General features: G+C 63.6%; 10 protein-coding genes and 1 tRNA gene. 7 read left to right on the top strand and 4 right to left on the bottom strand.

From position 1 onward, the window contains the following. Positions 1-39 precede the first annotated feature (39 nt). Positions 40-831 carry a response regulator gene (locus tag VGN46_RS18960; protein ID WP_331646129.1) on the top strand — a complete coding sequence of 264 codons (792 nt, stop codon included), beginning with the start codon at positions 40-42 and terminating at the stop codon, positions 829-831. Here VGN46_RS18960 and VGN46_RS18955 read toward each other — a convergent pair. Both VGN46_RS18955 and hisS read right to left on the bottom strand, forming a co-directional pair. Continuing rightward, positions 828-2,726, bottom strand: coding sequence for an HAL/PAL/TAL family ammonia-lyase (locus VGN46_RS18955; RefSeq protein WP_331646127.1), 1,899 nt, complete (start codon positions 2,724-2,726; stop codon positions 828-830). The two genes, VGN46_RS18960 and VGN46_RS18955, sit on opposite strands and share 4 nt — an antisense overlap. A gap of 108 nt (positions 2,727-2,834) precedes the next feature. Beyond that, the gene (gene hisS, locus VGN46_RS18950; RefSeq protein WP_331646125.1) at positions 2,835-4,223 is read right to left on the bottom strand and encodes a histidine--tRNA ligase; all 1,389 of its coding nucleotides are present in this window, start codon (positions 4,221-4,223) and stop codon (positions 2,835-2,837) included. A gap of 150 nt (positions 4,224-4,373) precedes the next feature. On the opposite strand from hisS, the gene VGN46_RS18945 reads away from it, so the two are divergent. Beyond that, positions 4,374-4,450, top strand: a tRNA-Pro gene (locus tag VGN46_RS18945). Between the two features lie 196 nt (positions 4,451-4,646). Here the strand turns inward: VGN46_RS18945 and VGN46_RS18940 are convergent. Both VGN46_RS18940 and VGN46_RS18935 read right to left on the bottom strand, forming a co-directional pair. Beyond that, positions 4,647-4,949 (bottom strand): antibiotic biosynthesis monooxygenase, encoded by a 303-nt coding sequence (locus tag VGN46_RS18940; RefSeq protein WP_331646123.1) that lies wholly within the window; start codon positions 4,947-4,949, stop codon positions 4,647-4,649. Positions 4,950-5,082: 133 nt separating this feature from the next. Beyond that, complete coding sequence (locus tag VGN46_RS18935; RefSeq protein WP_331646121.1) at positions 5,083-6,213, bottom strand: PIN domain-containing protein; 1,131 nt, start codon at positions 6,211-6,213, stop codon at positions 5,083-5,085. A gap of 560 nt (positions 6,214-6,773) precedes the next feature. On the opposite strand from VGN46_RS18935, the gene VGN46_RS18930 reads away from it, so the two are divergent. The 5 genes from VGN46_RS18930 (at position 6,774) to VGN46_RS18910 (ending at position 18,160) form a co-directional block, all read left to right on the top strand. Beyond that, complete coding sequence (locus tag VGN46_RS18930; RefSeq protein WP_331646119.1) at positions 6,774-7,370, top strand: DUF6088 family protein; 597 nt, start codon at positions 6,774-6,776, stop codon at positions 7,368-7,370. A gap of 198 nt (positions 7,371-7,568) precedes the next feature. Then, a complete protein-coding gene (locus VGN46_RS18925; protein ID WP_331646117.1) occupies positions 7,569-8,930 on the top strand; it encodes a DNA cytosine methyltransferase in 1,362 nt (453 codons plus the stop codon). Between the two features lie 25 nt (positions 8,931-8,955). After that, complete coding sequence (locus VGN46_RS18920; RefSeq protein ID WP_331646115.1) at positions 8,956-11,088, top strand: hypothetical protein; 2,133 nt, start codon at positions 8,956-8,958, stop codon at positions 11,086-11,088. Further along, positions 11,085-12,617, top strand: coding sequence for a hypothetical protein (locus VGN46_RS18915; protein WP_331646113.1), 1,533 nt, complete (start codon positions 11,085-11,087; stop codon positions 12,615-12,617). Before VGN46_RS18920 ends, VGN46_RS18915 begins: the two co-directional genes overlap by 4 nt. Next, entirely contained in the window at positions 12,614-18,160 is a 5,547-nt protein-coding gene (locus VGN46_RS18910; protein WP_331646111.1) for a hypothetical protein, read from the top strand. Before VGN46_RS18915 ends, VGN46_RS18910 begins: the two co-directional genes overlap by 4 nt. Positions 18,161-18,168 lie beyond the last annotated feature (8 nt).

The following is an 18,168-nucleotide window of genomic DNA, read 5'->3' as shown; positions in this document are numbered from 1 at the left end:
AAGATGGCAGCACATCCCCTGGAGCCACGAGCCGCCCGCATGACGAGCCCTGTTGTCATCGCCGACGACCAGCCAGTCGTCGTCGCCGGCGTCGAAGCCGCCCTCAACACGCATCGCTTTAACGTCGTCGCCCGCGTGAACGATACCGACACCCTCATCCAGACCATGGCCGAGGCCGACTGCGAGGTCCTGGTCGCCGACCCGTTCATGCCGTACGGCCGCCATCCCGATGGCGTGGGGCTCGTGCGCCGCATCCGCGACATGCGCCCGGACGTCGGCATCGTCGTCATGTCCCGGTTGGGCAACCTGCCCTCCCTGCGTCTGATGCTCGATCTCGGCGTGTCGGCGCTTTTCGACAAACGTGCGAGCCTGCGCGACATGCCCACCGCCGTGTATGCAGCCCACATCGGGCGCACGTTCCTGAGCCCCGCGGTGCGGCGCGCACTTCGCGACATGGATTACGGAAATGGGCTAGGCGGTACGTCGAATCCGCTAACCCAGCGCGAGCTCGATGTGCTGCGCGCGTATGCGCAAGGGATGTCGCTCATCGACATCAGCCGCCTCATGGAGCGCAGCATCAAGACCATCAGCCGGCAAAAGCGCACGGCCATGGCCAAGCTCGGGTTGAAGAACGATGCGCAGTTCTACCAATACCTCGCCAACGTACGGGCGGGTCTGGTCGATGACTTCATGTCAGCGGGGTACGACGACGACCCAGACGTCCCGACCTTGCTCGAAGAAGACGACGACGACGATGAGGCCTATGTCGCGACGAAACGGCGGGGAGGCGCGGCGCGAAAAGCCCGCGCTTCCCGCAAAGGGCGCACTTAGGTGTCGGCCGACACCAGGCGGCCGGAGGCGACCAGCTCGCACACGGCGCGCACATCACCGTCCATCGCGCGATCGCGCTGCATGAAAGCGATGTGTTCGCGGAGGGTCGCCAGCGCCTGACGCACCGATACACCCGCATGGAAGTCCTCGGCCGAGGCCAGCGCGGCCATGAGGGCACGCACTTCCTCTTCAAAGCGCGGGTAATGCGGTGAATCGGCGCGCGGCGCACCATTAATCTTCGACGCCAGCGCCTGCCAATCGCCGCGTAGCGCCAGCGTGCGCGCTGCGTTGAGCATGTCCTGGCGGTATTCCAGTGCCTGTGCCGCGGTATAGAGCTCCATCGCCAGCACGTGGCCGAGGTCTTCGGTCATCTCCAGCACATGACGCGCCTCGTTGGCGCCCATCGACACATGGTCTTCGGCGTTCGCACTGGTCGGCACCGAGTACACCGATGCCGGGTGCGCGCGTGTGGCGAGATCATTCACCAGTGCGGCAGCGGTGTACTGCACGATCATGAAGCCCGAGTCGGTGGCGTCCTCGTTACCGATAAGGAAGGCCGGCAGGCCATCGTTATTGGCCGGATCCACCAGCTTGGCAGTGCGCCGCTCCGAGATCGAGGCCAGCACGGGAATCGCCGCCTTGACGTAGCTCATCGCTAGCGCCAGCGGCATGCCATGGAAGTGGCCGGCGGAAATCACCTGATCTTCGATGACCTCGGCGTTTTCCGCATCCGGGAACACCAGCGGGTTATCGGTCACCGCGTTGAGCTCCACATCGAATACGCGGCAGGCCTGCTCCCACGCATCGCGCACCGCGCCGTGCACCTGGGGGGCACAGCGCAGGCAGTAGGCGTCCTGCGGCTGGTGTTTCTTGCCACCCTTGAACGGCAGGAAGCGCGAATAGAACGCCTCTTTGCCGTGGCGCTGGGTAGCCGGCACCCAGTCCCAGCTAATGTCGAAGCGGTAGGCCTGCTCGGCCGGCGCCGTCCACGAATCGGCCTGCCACGAGCGGAAACGCGGAACCATGTGGTAAGCGATATCGGCCAGCGTGGAGCCTTCGAGCAGACGGCGGAACTCGGCGGCCGACGCCACCTGGCCCGGATGCGGACGCAGGGCGTGGACCTGCTCTGCATACGCGCCCGTGCGGCCGGCGAACGCGTCGAGCGTCATGGCCAGCGCGATGTCGGCGGTCTTGATGAGGGTTTCGATCGAGGCCAGCGCCAGCACGCCGGTCGCCAGCATCTGCGTGGTGCCGTTATTCAGCGCCAGGCCTTCCTTGAAGGACAGGCGGACCGGTGCGAGGCCGGCGCGCTTCAGCGCTTCGGCACCCGATACGCGCTCGCCCTCGTAGAAGGCTTCGCCGCCACCAAGCAGCACGATCGCCAGGTGCGACAGCGGTGCAAGGTCGCCGCTCGCACCGACCGAACCTTTTTCCGGGATGACCGGGATGACGTTGCGGTTGAGCAGCTCCGCCAGCGCGCGCAGGGTTTCCACGCGGATACCCGAGTGGCCGCGCATCAGCGTATTCACGCGGATCGCGAGCATCGCGCGAACGACATCCACGGCGAACGGCTTACCGACACAAACCGCGTGGGTAATGATCAGGTTGTGCTGCAGCTCCTCCATCAGCGTGCCTTCGCGCGCCTCGGGGTTGCCACCGGGAAGCTCATCGCGCACACGGTGGGCACCGAGCAGCTTGTCGGCATTGCTGCCGAAGCCGGTGGTCACGCCATAGATCGGCTCGCCCCCACCGACTTTTTCCGCAAGGAAATCCGCGGCGCGCTTCACCTTGAGCAGTTGCGGCTCGTCGAGGTGGATGCTGACGCCCTGGCGGGCAATGGCGACAACCTGGGCGCGCGTAAGGCTGCGTCCGTCGAGGAGGATGCTGCTGGTCATGGCGTACGTACCGTGCAATGAGCTAGGAATGTAGGAGCGCGCTTGCGCGCGATGGGGGTTACCGCAAGTGCCATCGCGCGCAAGCGCGCTCCTACAGGTCTTGTTGGATTAACGGCCGATCTCGGCTTGGGCAAGCTCGACGCGCAAGGTCTTCACCAGGTCCACGCGAGCCACTTCGAACTGATCTTCGCGGCGCAGGTCCTTCACCGTGACCACGCCCTTGGCGATTTCATCCTCGCCCAGCACGATCACGAAACGGATACCTGCCCGGTCGGCGTACTTGAACTGCTTGCCGAGCTTGCCGCCTTCCAGCACCACCTCCGTGGCGATGCCAGCGGTGCGCAGCTCGTTGGCGACAGCCAGGTAGGCCGGCATCTGCGCCGCATCCATCTGGGTCACGAGCACATCCACCGTGCTCTGCGCGGTCGAGATGAGGCCCGCGTCGCGCAGTTGCCAGTAAAGACGGGTCAGGCCAATGGAAATGCCGACGCCCGGCAGGTGCGACTTGGTGTACTGGCCGGCCAGGTTTTCGTAACGGCCACCCGAGCAGATCGAACCAATGCCGAGGTGATCGTTGAGCGTGGTCTCGTAGACCGTGCCCGTGTAGTAATCGAGGCCGCGGGCGATCGAAAGGTTCAGCGCGAAGTGCGTCTCGGGCACGCCGAAATCGCGGATCAGCGCCAGGACCTCTTTCAGCTCCGCCCTGCCCTGTTCGAAGGTTTCCGAACCGGAGCCCAGGGCGTCGAGCCTGGCGAACGCGTCGTCGACGCTGGTGGAACGCACCTGGACGAAGGCGAGGATCTTCTCCGCGACTTCCGCCGACAGGCCGAAGGCCTCGCCGGTCAAGGTATCGCGCACGTAATCGGGGCCGCGCTTGTCGAGCTTGTCCACTTCGCGCAGCACGAGCATCTGCTGCTCGGGGTCAGCCACGCCCAGGTTCTCGAAGTAACCGCGCATCAGCTTGCGGTTGTTGAGCTGGATCGTAAACGCGCCGATGTTCAACTCACGGAACACGCTATAGATGACCGCCGGGATCTCGGCGTCGTAACGCACCGATAGCGAATCCTTGCCGATCACATCGATGTCGCACTGGTAGAACTCGCGGAAGCGCCCGCGCTGGGCGCGCTCGCCGCGGTAGACCCGCTGCATCTGGTAACGGCGGAACGGGAAGCTCAGGTCGTGCTCGTGCTCGGCGACGTAGCGCGCCAGCGGCACGGTGAGGTCGAAGCGCAAGGCCAGCTCGGGAACGCCGCCCTGCTCCTTGTCGGCCGCGTTGAGCGCGCCGGTGGACTGTACGAAGTAGACCTGGCGCTCGGTCTCGCCGCCGGTCTTGGTCAGCAGGACGTCGCTATGCTCGATCACCGGCGTTTCGATAGGCAGGAAACCGAACCGCTCGTAGTTGCGGCGGATGGTATCGAGCATGCGCTGGAACGCGATCTGGTCGAGCGGCAGGAGCTCGAGGACACCAGGCATCGTGCGGGCCGGGGTGAGTGCCATGCAAATCCTCTTCGGGCAGTACGTGGGGCGCCAAGCGGCAGCCCCATAGAGTATCAGATGGCCACGGACCGCCCTGCGGGCGATTTGTAAAAAAAGTGAGACAACCTGTTGCAAGGGGACCCGGTCGTCGCTAATATACGCGGCTCCCGTCGGGGTGTAGCTCAGCCTGGTAGAGCGCTACGTTCGGGACGTAGAAGTCGCAGGTTCGAATCCTGTCTCCCCGACCAATATTCAAGTAGTTACGTCGCTTGACGATGAAAGGTCCGCCCTCAAAGCGGACCTTTTTTCGTTCTAGATGGCCGGAAAATGGCCGGGGAATATCTCGGCGATATCTCCGGTATGTCTACGCGTTCGGACGAAATTTGGACGGGCGCGCCTTCGAATCCAGGTCGGCCGGCGCGCGTGCCTCACACCGTGGAGCAGTCAGCCCGGCAGCTTGTCGGCCAGGACGTCCGCCTTGCGGATCTGGGGCGCACTGGCGAGCAGCTCGCTCGCATTGGCCATCAACGCCGCGGCGACCTTGCCGTTCAGATGGGCGTCGCGGCCTGCGTCGTCGCCGAATGCATCGAAAATGGCGAACGTGCTCTTGTCGAAACGCACGGCGAACCAGGCGGTGGTGCCGGGTTCGGCATCGACGAGACCTTTGGCGCTTTCGAGGAACGCGGCGACGTCTTCTTCGCGGCCGGGCTTCGCGTGCAGTTCGACGTAGAGGCTCTTGGTGGTCATGGCTATCTCCGATGGTGGGTGCGGGACGATCGGATACTGCACCGAGGATCGGCAGGGTAATGTTAAGGCGGGAAGATCGTCGCGTTGCTCGAGGCCGATGCCCCTATCGGTCGTTAGCAGGGCCGTCTAAAGATCAATCCTCCCCTGCCAGGCTGTACTCGACATAGCCCAAATCCAGCCACAAATCCTTTTCCACAATGTCAGCCGTATCAAAGGTAATCCTAGGGTGGGCCACGCCCCCCCTCCTATCGAATGTGATCAGGATTTCAAGCTCGACTTCCTCCTCGCCCTCAACCGACATACCCGGAAGATCCACATAGTCACGATCGATTGGATCTCGAATACTCACGCTGAGACTCGCGTCGTAATGGATCTTGGCCTGAGCCGTCCAGCTTACGACCAGGCTCCCGTCAGTGATTCTAATGGCCCTGAAGTCGGAGCCATCGGCTGCTGGCTCGGGGAGATATGTGAGACTTACGGAGTCAACCTCGGCTTCAGCCGGGTAACCGGCATCAACCTCGGCATATATAGGAAGGCCGTTTAGTTCGAACTCGATCCGGCCTTTTAACGCGACGAAATCATCGCCGCTCACAGCCAGCGCCGCATCTCGCAGGTGGACATCCTCTTTGTCCGGCAGCGAGCGCAGAACCGTGGCCAAATCCGGCCCGGCAAAAACTGTCCGGCTGTTCGCCGCATAGTCATGCCAGCCCTTATCTTCGGATACCACAAGGATGCCACGCTGCATCCCATCACCGAACGCCTCCAGCGCTAAGAGCGTCAAGGCGTCAGGGAACTCGGATTTCTTCTTGCTGTTGGCTGCAAAGGGCGGCTGAGAGGAAAAGTAGTCGTCGACTAATCTCTGTAGATCGCAATGTTCTGCAACCACGACGACCTCGACACCCGCAGAACCCTTGAATTCATCCAGCCGAGCTATCGCGTGGCGGCACCCGTCAAACTCCTGGAACGCCATCAAATCAACTGCGACGTCATCCACTAGGCCGCTTTGTCGGGCGGAGCGAAGCTCCTTCCTGAGCGTCTTTACCTGCTCTTCCGTTTTGCTCGCGAGATGAGCTCGCACCTCCCGCTCGACGACGTCGACCATGAGGAGCCGAAGTCCCGACTCCCGTATGCCGGGGCACTGAGCCAATAAGCCCTTGTCGAACGCAAAGGCGTTCTTCTCGTACGTGCTCGTGTCAATACAAATAGCGCCGATGCCATGAGCCAGCATTTGACCGGCGAGGTCGTTACCGTCGATGAGGGGCATTGCCAGTGTCCTGCGAAGTCTTATGGATGCAGCGGGTGAGTATTGCAATCTAAATCGGTGAGAGCCCGGAAGAAGAGAGGTCTGAACGTCCCAGTCGTCTCTTCAAAACGCTCCGCGAACTGCGCAAGCGAGCTGCATAGATGGTGAGCCCCAACACGAGATATGGACCGCCCAGACTTTCGTAGACACCTTGGAGCCATAATTTCTGGTAACCGAGGAGGTCGTTATGACTGGCAAACGATATACGGACGAGTTCAAGATCGAAGCGGTGAGACAGGTGGCGGTCCATCGCCGCGACCGGCTTACCACCATACATGTCTTCGAGCGACGCCACAGGAAGGTCCGAGGACATCCCGCGCTATTGGCGTGAGTACAACGCGGCGTACCGGCTGTTCGTGCCGCGCATGCCAATTGGGCCAAGTCGCATCGCGTGAGAAAGCAAAGGCGCAGGCTTCGCCCGCCAAGTCGTTATGGACAAGCCTACAGATACGGTGCCTGGAAGGTCCAAGCACATGAATGTCAGAAACTAGCGTAAGATTCTTACATCGCGAGAAGCCGACATGAAAACGTTGCCAGAGTCGATCCTGTTGCATGCGCAGTCCCTTGCGGAGGGAGGCATACTTTCGCCCAAGGAATTCCTCCACCTTGGAAGCCGGGCGGCAGTCGACCAGGCCTTCTCTCGTCTCGCGAAGGAAGGCGAGCTACTACGTGTAGCACGAGGTACATACGTTGCCCCTGTTGCTGGCCAGCATGGTACGCGCGCGCCCGCTCCCGATAAGGTCATCAAGGCGATGGCCGAGCAAAACGGCGAGATGGTCACGCCGCATGGAGCCAATGCAGCCAACCTCCTTGGGTTGACGAGGCAGGTGCCCGCAAGGTCAGTCTACCTGACCTCCGGGCGCACCAGAAAATTGAAACTGGGGCGCGCGGAAGTACTCATGAAGCACGCACCCCATTGGATGCTGGCGCTAGGTAGCAGCCCAGCAGGCGCCGCGGTTAGAGCCCTGGCCTGGATGGGGCCGGCACATGCCGGCAAGGCACTGGTAGCACTACGACGTTCCTTGCCAGCGCCCGAGTGGCGTGCACTGACTGCCACGCGCGCGATGTTCCCATCCTGGATGGCACAGGCAATCGGAAGAGAGTCCGCACGTGACTGATCCCATGGGAACCAAGGCACTCCCGGGTGACTGCCCAGGGCACCCGGCAGGGGTGCCCAATTGAACGCGCATATCCACGGCACCGGCGCAGCGAGATCGATGCGCCAGTCACGTCGAGACACCCCCGACCCTGGCCACGCCCCGGGGCGGCAGCGTGACGACTGCGTCCTGCCCGAACGCGTTATGCGACCAGAAGCCATGGAAACAGCCCAGAACATGTCCAAGTACAAATTCGTAGATCTCTTCTCAGGCTGTGGTGGCCTTTCGCTGGGCCTCTCCATGGCCGGGCTTCAGGGGAGGTTCGCCGTGGAGCGGGATCCCATGGCATTCGATACGTTCTCCGGCAACCTCCTCGGCGATCGCAAGGTTCCCGTCGATAAGTTCGACTGGCCATCCTGGCTGGAGAAACGGGCTTGGGGCATCGATGACCTGCTGGACAAGCACCATGGCGACCTCGCCAGGTTGAAAGGCGGGATCCAAGTCCTTGCTGGAGGCCCTCCATGCCAGGGATTTAGCTTCGCCGGTCGGCGACGAGAGGACGATCCACGCAACCAGCTCTTCGAGAGATACGTCCAGGTCGTAGACACCATTAGGCCATCCATCCTGGTACTCGAGAACGTGCCGGGAATGAAGGTCGCGCACTCCAGCAAGCAAGGGGAAGAAGGAGCATGCGGGCAAGCAGCCGAATCGTATTACGACAAGCTCAAGAAAAGCCTCGAGGCCATCGGCTACGAGGTCCATGGCGAGATCGTTGACGCGTCCCGCTTCGGCGTACCCCAGCGCCGCTCGCGGCTGATCGTCATCGGCGTCCAGAAGCACTTGGCCTCCCAGCTAGAGGGCGGTGTCATGCATGCCTTCGAGGCGCTCGAGTCCATGCGAGTCGAGATGCTTTCCAGGCATGGCCTGCCCAAGACCAAGCCAGTCTCCGCGGAGGATGCGATATCGGACCTCCTGGTCCACCAAACGTCCACCCAGCCTTGTACCGACCCCTTCTCGCGAGGGGGGTTCGAGGAAGCCTACTACCTTGGGCCACTAACCAACTACCAGCGGTTGATGCACAAGCATTGCCGCACCGACTCCATGGACAGCATGCGCCTGGCCCGGCACAGGGACGATGTCCGGGCACGCTTCAAGAAGATCATCAAGGAATGCACGCAAGGTGTCACGATGAACGAGAAGAACCGCGCAAGGTTCGGCCTTAAGAAGCACCGGATCTATGTAATGTCACCTTGGGAACCGGCGCCTACGATCACGACCTTGCCGGACGATGTCCTGCACTACTCGGAACCCAGGATCCTCACCGTGAGGGAGAGCGCCCGTCTACAGGGCTTCCCGGACTGGTTCCGCTTCCGGGGCAAGTTCACGACCGGCGGCAAGCTACGCACTAAGGAATGCCCGCGGTATACGCAGGTAGGCAATGCAGTCCCGCCCCTGCTCGCCGAGGCCATCGGCCTTGCCGTCACGTCCGTCCTCGAAGAACTGGATGAGCAGGTGTCCAGACGGCATGCGCAAGCCAGCAAGGCCAACCGGCCAGAGCCCGTAGCCGCCATGGCATTGTGAAGGACGAAGGAAGAAGGGGAAGATCATGGAAAACGTGCCGGGGCCAAGCCCCAGGTTCCCAAAGGACCTCCTTGGATGGGCAGGACACCACTCCGGCGGGGTCAAGCGCCTATTCGACCCCGGCAGCGGCCGGCCTGGCAAGGAGTTGCTGCGGACCCACCTGATCTCGCGGCTCGAGTCCTGGGCCGGGGAAGTAGCCTCCGGGAACCCCGGCACGCCCCGGATACTGCTGCTTGTCGGCGGCCCCGGGAACGGTAAGACCGAGGCAATCGAGCACACCATCAACTGTCTGGATCAGGGGCTGGCGGCCGGGGGCAGGCTGCTGGAGACGTTGTCCGTCTCGTTCCACCCACCTGCTGGACAAGCCGTCGCCAGAGTCGTCGATGTCGACGCGGGTAGCCTTGCCTCCGTGCCACGACCGATGGAACTGTCCATCGTGCAGGACGCGTCCGCCACGGCCGGACAGGAAGGACGCACGGCCCCCGAGCTACTGGTCGAGGAACTGCTTGCACTGCTGGGCGGCCCCGGTGAGCGCTACTACCTCTGCTGCGTCAACCGTGGTGTCCTCGACGACGCGTTGATCCATGCGCTAGACCACGGCCTTGGCCCAGCACGCGACTTGCTCGAGGCGATTACCCGGGCCGTCAGTCTTTCATCCACGGCCCCCTCATGCTGGCCGCTCGACGGGTTCCCGGAAATCGCCGTCTGGCCCATGGACGCCGAGTCGTTGCTGGTAAGCCCAGGCGATGGGCAACCCTGCCCTGCCTCTACCCTCCTGGCGTACGCCACGAGCCCCGTGCATTGGCCCGGCCCAGGCGAATGTCCCGCCGGCGATGACTGTCCCTTCTGCCATAGCCAGGCCCTGCTGGCCCGCGAGGAAAACCGTGCGGCATTGCTACGAATCCTTCGCTGGTACGAGCTGGCCAGTGGCAAGCGCTGGAGCTTCCGGGACCTGTTCTCCCTAGTCTCCTACTTGCTAGCGGGCAACCAGTCATCCGGGCAGGACCAGCAAGGCGATCCATGCCAGTGGGCCGCGTACCTGGTAGCGCAGGACAAGGCAGGGGAGCAGGCCAGCAATCCGCGACGACAGCAGTTGAGCGCCCCGTTCCACCTCGCGATGTCCAGCTACCAACACGCGCTTTTCCACCGCTGGGACCCGGAAGCCGCCAGCACGTTGCGACAGGGCATCAAGGACCTCGGGCTTGGCAAAGAGACGAGCGAGGCACGCGTCCTGCTCGGACTCCAGCACTTCCTCCAGGAACGCAAGGACTCGTACCTGCCTGCGACGATCGCGTCGCTGCTGGAAAGCCTGGTGGACCTCTTGGACCCAGCCATGGCCAGCCCGGACATCGAGGTAGCGGTCAGCGGGCGGAGCAAGGTGCTACTGGGCGAGCTGGACACGAGGTTCAGCCGGTCCATCACGGGAGGCATCGACTTCGTCCGCAAGTACCAAGTGCTGGCGAAGGTCGAGCTCGACTTGCTACGCAAGCTGGCCAAGGCGGACGACTTGCTTTCCTCGCCTGCTACCCGCCGGGGGAATCCCGCCGCGGCCAGTCGCCTCCAGCGGGTCCTCCGCGACTTCGCCTGCCGGCTGGTCCGGCGCAGTGCCTGCACACGCTCCGCCGTCGTGGCGGACGTCCAGATATTGGAGGCCTTCCAGCAAGTAGCCGAGGACGACGACAAGGGCCAGCGGCTCTTCGAGGTGGCCAAGCAGGTAAAGAACCTGTTGAACAATGGCCAGGACTTCGAGGTATCCCTCACGACCACGTTCGGGCAACCACTCCCGCCGCAACAGAGGCAGACAATCCTCGTCGTACCAGTCCGTCAGGTCAGGATGCGCCGCCTTCCTACGGCTGGGCGGCCACGATCCCCCATCTGCTTCCTCGAGGTGGGAAGCGGCCAATCCCTGCAGCCCATTGCCCTGACATACGAGCTGTTCAAGGCCGTCAAGGAACTGGAGCGCGGGCTGTCCCCGGCGTCGCTACCCCGTACCGTCGTCGCCTTGCTTGATACGACCAAGGCTAGGTTGTCCGGCCCGATCGTGAGGGATCCCGACGTGCTCATGGACGCAAGGATCAGGATAGGCGCGGATGGCACCGAGGTCGGGAGTTCCTGGGACGGCAGCTTCGTCTCGATCGAGGGAGGGAAGCAACCATGACGTTGGCCGAATACAGGCAGGCACCCTGGAAGAACTCCCATCGGGTGTACAAGGATTCCTCGCTCGCCATAAGCCCGGCGCCGGAATACGCAAGCTCCGAGGTACTGGTGGCATCGCTCTACCGCATCATCGGATTCGAGTCCGTCAGCGAAGGTAGCGTCCCGCAAGCCGGTCGCGACCTCGAGCAAAGGCTACAAAAGCGGCGGGACAAGCGACAACGCCCGCCGGATGGCACAACGCTAGGCGTGGAGGACTGGAACGCTGTCCTGCACGGGGTACTCGAGAGCCCGAAGCTACCCAACCAATCCGCCAAGCGATTCCTTCAGGTAACACCGCTGATCCCGTCCCTGGCACACTTTTCCGGCTCGGCCCGGCTGAGCAGCAACTCGTGGCCTGCCGGTAGCTTCGTGCGTCGCATGGTCTGGCTTGGCTCCCGGGACCACGAGGCTGCACAAGCCCTGTGGGAAGACCTCTTCGCTGCACTGGGCGTCGATGGGCAGGACGACGTCTTCGCCCGTTGGCTCGAGCAAGAAACCGCTGCGTGGGGGAACCACACGCCCTGGCAACTCGCACCGGTACCCAAGTCGGAGGTTGCCAATCTCTCGAACGATGACTTCGACAACGTCCGGTTCATGCCTGCCAGGCAATTCGTCAGGGACCTGCACGCGCTTATCCAGGCCAAGCAAGCCATGACCCGCAGGCAATGGACGAGCCTGCTGGAGGCAGTCCTCCGGCTTGCCGCCGTGGCCCACGTGACATGGCTGTGCGACGTACAGGCACGGACCTGGCGATCCCTGTCGGAGGCCCTCGCCGGCGGTGGGCCCATCGGGACCGATGCCACGCGGGCGGCAGCCTTCCCGGACAAGGCCCAGTACATGACCTATGGCGGCAAGGCCCTGCATGGATTGAAGGACAAGGCATCCAGCTACTTGTCGGCACGCCTGGGGATAAATGCACTCCTATGGTCGCTGTCGGATGCAAGCGTCCCCTATCCCGGGGACATTTCCTCGAGCGAGGGCATCGCCAGCCTTTGCCAGCACATCCGTGACAACCGGCAAGCGCTGGCGGAGGCCGGGATCCTGGCGGCGCTCGCGGACATCCGGGAACAGGAGGCCCGAGCGCTGAACTGCAGGAAAGGCATAGGCGCCAACCTGCTCGAGTTCGCACGGCACGCCCTGGGCCAGCGCCAAACCGCCATCCAGTTGCTCAGGGGATACGACCAAGGCTATGTACTCAAGAAGAAGGGCAACAGCCCTTCCAGCCCTTGGGTCGTGTCCCTGGGGCCAGTCGCCGTGCTCGCGCTCGTCCACTGTGCCCTGTCTGGCATGGGCGGACCTCGCTCGATCCATAGGCTAGGCCAGCATCTGGCTTCCTACGGGATCGTCGTGGACCGGCAAGACATTGCACGGAACGACCTCGGCCACCAGCTCAGGATGCTTGGCCTGGTGCTAGACAGCCCGGATGCCGAGAGCGGGATGCTGCTGTTGCCGCCCTTCCCAGCCAACCTGGCCACGGACAAGGAAGAATGAATAGACTCATAAATACCCTCGCCCGCATCGTCCGCGACAAGGTCCAGGGCGCGGCACGCGAGCAAGGGGGCGACCAGCACGAGTCCCGCTTCGTCTTCCACGGGCCGCCGCTGGAGATCCTCGAGAAGGTCTTCGACGAACTTGCCACTCCTGGTGGGATAAGCGTGGTGCACGGCCCAGGTAGCACCGGGGCCGTCCTGCCCGTATTGCTACAGCTCCCGCCTGGCCACGCTGCCGGTCGCAACCCGGGCATCGGCGTATCCGGCAAGTGCGACGAAAGCCACCTCCTGCACATCCGCAACGATCCCAACATGGCCAGCTTCGTGGCGCTCATGCCGCCGGGGCAGCACAGCAACAGGTCGGTGGCGTCGACGACGGAGGAGTTCGGCATGAACGCCTCCAACAATACCGGCCACGCGACGTTCGAGGCATGGTGGGAAGACGGTTTCATCCAGCAGCTGGTCACTCAGGGGCTCACGGACGCTGGCATCGGCGAGGACTCGCTCGACGATGCAAGGCTGCTCGTCGGGCGAGCGGCAGCAGCAGTCGACGAGGTAGCTCCTAGTGGGGGTACGTGGCGGTTGTTGTCGCGCATCTACTCGATCCGCGACGATGCACGGGGATTGCCACCAGGTTCGGCCGTGGCGCTCGCCTGCGGCCTGCCGCCCCTGCAGGACGGCGGCGTTGTCGCCAGGACGCAGCTTGGCATCCTGGAAAAGGTCGCGGACGAGATGGCCGATGGCTTCAAGACCAGCATCGACCGGCTGGCAGCCGTGGCCACGACCGAGCCGTCCAAGCAGGCGCTCCCTGCCTTCCTGGCGCACGTGCAGGCGAATTGCGACGTGCCAACGGCCTTCGACCGCGCTGCGCCCGCCTTCTACCTACCATCGGATACCCTCGAGCTCGAGCCGCCACCCTCATGGTGGTCGACCTTGACGAGCGAGTGCTGGGCCGAACTTCTCGCGGAGGAGCCCGACGGGCCAGCCGGCGACCTCTCGATCGCCTGCGCAAACGCCATCCTCCCGGTTACCCGCGGAATGCCGGCGATCGTGCGCTCGGGGGTCGAGCTTTCCATGTCCGTCGGCCCAACGGGGGAAGATGGCCCCGTGGAGGTGTCCCTCACGGGCGGATCGCACGGCAAGACCGCCGTATCGATTCAGGTCAAGGGAACGGTATCGCATCAGGATAAGCTGCCCTCGAGCGGGCAACGCTCCCCGGCTAGCTACAAGATCACCGCCATCGGGCGGAAGAGCGCCACGGCTAGGGTCATCTCGCTTGCGAGCTGGCTTCCAGGCATTGTCGTCACCTCCCGGATGGCAACCAAGCTGTCGCTGCCGAAGAAGCCACGCAAGGGTAATGCCCGGGCCGATTGGGAAGCGGCGCTCTCGGTTCCCGGCTCGGGTCGCTACGAGCTCCTCCTCCTCGTGTCGCCCGGTGTCGCCATCACGCAAGTAGAGGGGGTACCCGACGACGCGACCGAGCAAGCCACGGAGGCCAGGCAACCACTCCAGCTACACCCGGCCAAGGACGGGAGCTACCAGGTAGAGATAGAAGCCGACGGCAACTACCAACTTGATGTCTCCTTCCAGATGCCAGGCCGCGGCGCGGAGACCTGCAGGGTCTATGTCACCTGCGAGGAAGCCAAGGAGGAAGGATGCAGGAGCGAGTTCGAGCGCCTCATCAAGCTCAACCGTCGCCACCTTGAGAAGTTCGACACCAAGGCCGTCGTGCAGCTTGACCGCCATGCCCGTTCATCCAGCCTGCAGGCATGGATGCTCGAGGAGCAGAACGCGGGCAGGTCCTTCATCCCCTTGGTGCTCTCCGATGACTACGCGACCAAGTGGACGTCGCCGGACTGGGAGGCGCCTGCCGGACCGATCCTTTCACAGGCGCGCTTCCTCCACGACCCGAGGCCCGAGGCCGCGTTGTTCGTGCCCCCGCCTGGGTTCGTGGATGCGCGGCAGGAGATCGCCCGCCGGGTAAGGGAGACCAGCGACCACGCAGGCCTCCTCGAGTCCGCCCCACTCGGCAAGTGGCTTGCACGAGACCCTGGCTTCCGCACCTTGGTGGAGAAATACCTCGATACGTACACCGCGTGGCTCGCCGCCGACCGCGATATCGCTTGCTGGGTGGACGTCGTCGCCGTATGCCCGAGGGAAGCCGATGGCCGCACGCTTGCACGCGTGCCCGACGCGATCATGCTTTCCCCATTGCATCCGTTGCGCCTGGCCTGGCATTGCCTCGCACAAGGGGTGCTATATGACGCGGTGGAGGGCGATGACCCGCTACCCTGTCCTGCGGCCAGTATCCTCGATCCCGACTGCGTACCCGACCTGCTAGTCATGTGCCTGCAGTCCCCCGGGGGACCGACCGGTGTCGACCCGGTCCCCTTCCTGTCCGTCGAGTGCAATTCCGACTACTGGTCGGTGCTGTGGAACGGGTCGCGCCTCGGCCAGATTGCCGACAAGTCGCGGCAACCGCCATTCGACAATACCTTCGGGCTGGTCGTAGGAGGCATATCGAGTGGCTTCAGCCCTGCTCAGGTCGCACGTGCGCTCGGGGATGTCTCAGACCTTCTGGCCGCCAAGCCTATCGTCAGCCTCGTGGTATCCAGTGGCGGCGGTGCTACCGATGCCTGCAACGAAGGACTGGCGACCTGGTGCACCAGGCGGTTTGGCAATCGCGAGGCTCCTTCACCTAGGCAAGGCGTAGGCCCGAGAATACTTGAGGTCTTCGATACCAGGCCTGCCGAGTCGCGTCCAGACCAGGCCACGATCGCGAACCTGTCCGAGGACACCGGCAACCATGTCCGCTGGTTCGACAAGCAACCGCCGGGGACCAAGCCGGACCTAGGCATCATTGCCCAGCTAGACGCGGCACAACCCGAGTCCGCTGCAGTTGGCATGCGTTCCCCATTGGGGACTGGAGGCCTGATCCGGCATAGGATCAGGCGCCAACTGCACGGGGCCTTCCTCAGCGAGTCGCGACAAGCCCTACCCGTGGCTCCATCGGGCGAGATGTTCGCGGACAAGGTGGCCCACTGTATCAGCGCTCTGGAAGGCGGGCACGACGACGCGACTGGGCTCCAGTTCGCGCCCAACGTCCATGCCGTCGCCAGCATGCTCGAGGATAAGAAGGCTGGCTTCGTCGCGGTGTCATCCTCCGCCATCGACCCAGCTTGCTTTCTGGGAGGATGGATTAGGGGCACGTACCTATGGGACTACGACTTGCCGTCCTACTCCCACCGGGCTGGCGATACCAGCGGCTACTACCTGCTATCCCAGGTAAGGGATGCCGACCGCGATGCCCTGGGGAGAGTCCTTCGCCCCCTGCCAGGTTGCGGCGAGCTAGGCGACGGCCAGATCGAGCAAGTCCTGCTCGAAGTAGCGCGGCGGGGCATCCCGACGATACGCGGCCTCTCCGGCGATGATTCCGGTGCTACCGGCGACCTTGGCCTGTTCCTCGCAGTCCGGCTCCTGCAGGACCAGTTCCGTACATCCGGCAACCTGGACAGCATCCTCCCCGTGCTGTCCGGTTCGCCAGGCGATGCATCCATCGCGATCATCATCCCCGTCGATCCCTTCCGCGGCTACCTTGCGGACCTGGCCCGGTCGCTCGGCAAGGAGCGCAAGGATACGTCGCTCTCGCGTCCGGACCTCCTAGTCGTCGGCTTCCGCGTCAGCGAGGGCTCGACTCGCATCCACCTCACCCCGATCGAGGTGAAATGCCGGCAACAAGGCAGCACGCTCAGCCAGAACGATGCCAAGGACGCACTTGGCCAGGCCAGGGCACTCTCCTCGCTGCTCAAGGCGATGGAAGAACGTGCCACCAAGTCCCTGGCCTGGAAGCTCGCGTACCAGCACCTCTTGTTGTCGATGGTTGGGTTCGGGTTGCGCGTCTATAGCCAGCACGAGCTCGTCAAGGAGCAGGCCGGACGCTGGGCCGGCTACCACGAGCGCATCGCCGCCGCGATACTGGGGCCTGCCCCCGAGATCACCATAGACGACCATGGCCGGCTCGTAGTAGTGGATGGATCCCCGCTAAGCGATGCGCATGACCACGATGGGGACGGCTTTCACGAGAGCATATCCATCTCCCCCAAGGATGCCGGGCGTATCGTGGGTGGCGATGCCCAAGGACTCTACGATGTCGTGCGCGCCAAGGTCGGCGAATGGCGACTATTGCCTCCTCCTCCCGCCGCCGCTGGCACTCTTCGCAGTGACGCGACGCCCGACCAACCATACCAACCATCCACACCCGGGGCCACGCCGGGAAGCGAGGGGAGCGGCGGGGCGCCCTCGGCAGTGCCCGGCATGGCGGACATTGCGTCGGAGCCCGTCGTTCGAGGCCAGCATCCCCTGCCCGCGGAGCCTGCAGCGACGATTGCACCGGTCGGCGAGGACAGCACGGGTATCGTGCTGTCCATCGGCAGGACCGTGGATGGCTTCGAGCCTCGCCCGCTCGCCCTGAATATATCGGACACGCGGCTCAACCACCTCAACATTGGCGTCGTGGGCGACCTTGGCACCGGCAAGACGCAGCTGCTGAAGTCGCTCATATTCCAGGTCGCCACGGCAAGGCGGGAGAATCGCGGCATCAAGCCAAGGTTCCTGGTATTCGACTACAAGCGCGACTACAGCAGCCCCGAATTCGTCGAGGCGACCGGGGCACGCGTAGTCAAGCCCGCACACCTGCCTCTCAACCTATTCGATACCTCGTCGATGGGCGAATCCATGGTTCCCTGGCTGGATAGGTTCCGTTTCTTCGCCGACGTCCTCGACAAGGTGTATTCCGGCATCGGTCCCGTGCAGCGCGACAAGCTCAAGGGAGCAGTCCGGAATGCGTACGTTGCGTGCGCGACGCAAGGGCGCCAACCCACCATCTACGACATCCATACGGAGTACCGCGAGCTACTGGGTGGGAAGTCCGATTCGCCGATGGCGATCATCGACGACCTCGTGGACATGGAGGTATTCGAGAAGGACCCTGCCAAGACCAAGCCGTTCGACGAATTCCTCGATGGCATCGTCGTCGTGTCGCTTGACGCGATGGGCCAGGATGACCGAAGCAAGAACATGCTGGTTGCCATCATGCTAAACATGTTCTACGAGAACATGCTAAGGACACCCAAGCGCCCCTTCCTTGGCACTGACCCGCAACTGCGGGTGGTCGACTCGTACCTGCTAGTCGACGAGGCCGACAACATCATGCGCTACGAGTTCGACGTACTGCGCAAGCTACTCCTGCAGGGACGGGAGTTCGGCACCGGCGTAGTCCTGGCCTCGCAATACCTGAGGCACTTCAAGACAAGCACGACCGACTACCGGGATCCGTTGCTGACCTGGTTCATCCACAAGGTACCCAACGTTACCCCGGCGGAGCTGGGGGCCCTCGGCTTCACGTCGGACCTTGGGGACCTGTCCGAGCGGGTGAAGACCTTGCCCAACCACCATTGCCTCTACAAGACATCGGGTGTCGCTGGAGAGGTGATCCGGGGCCTCCCGTTCTACGAGCTGGAAAGGGACCGGCCCCGGGAAACCTAGGGATGCTG

Origin of the sequence: Luteibacter sp., from assembly GCF_036500425.1 — a bacterium.
Classification (GTDB): domain Bacteria; phylum Pseudomonadota; class Gammaproteobacteria; order Xanthomonadales; family Rhodanobacteraceae; genus Luteibacter.
The sequence above is the reverse complement of the archived record's forward strand: the minus strand, read 5'-3'. Positions and strand labels throughout refer to the sequence as shown.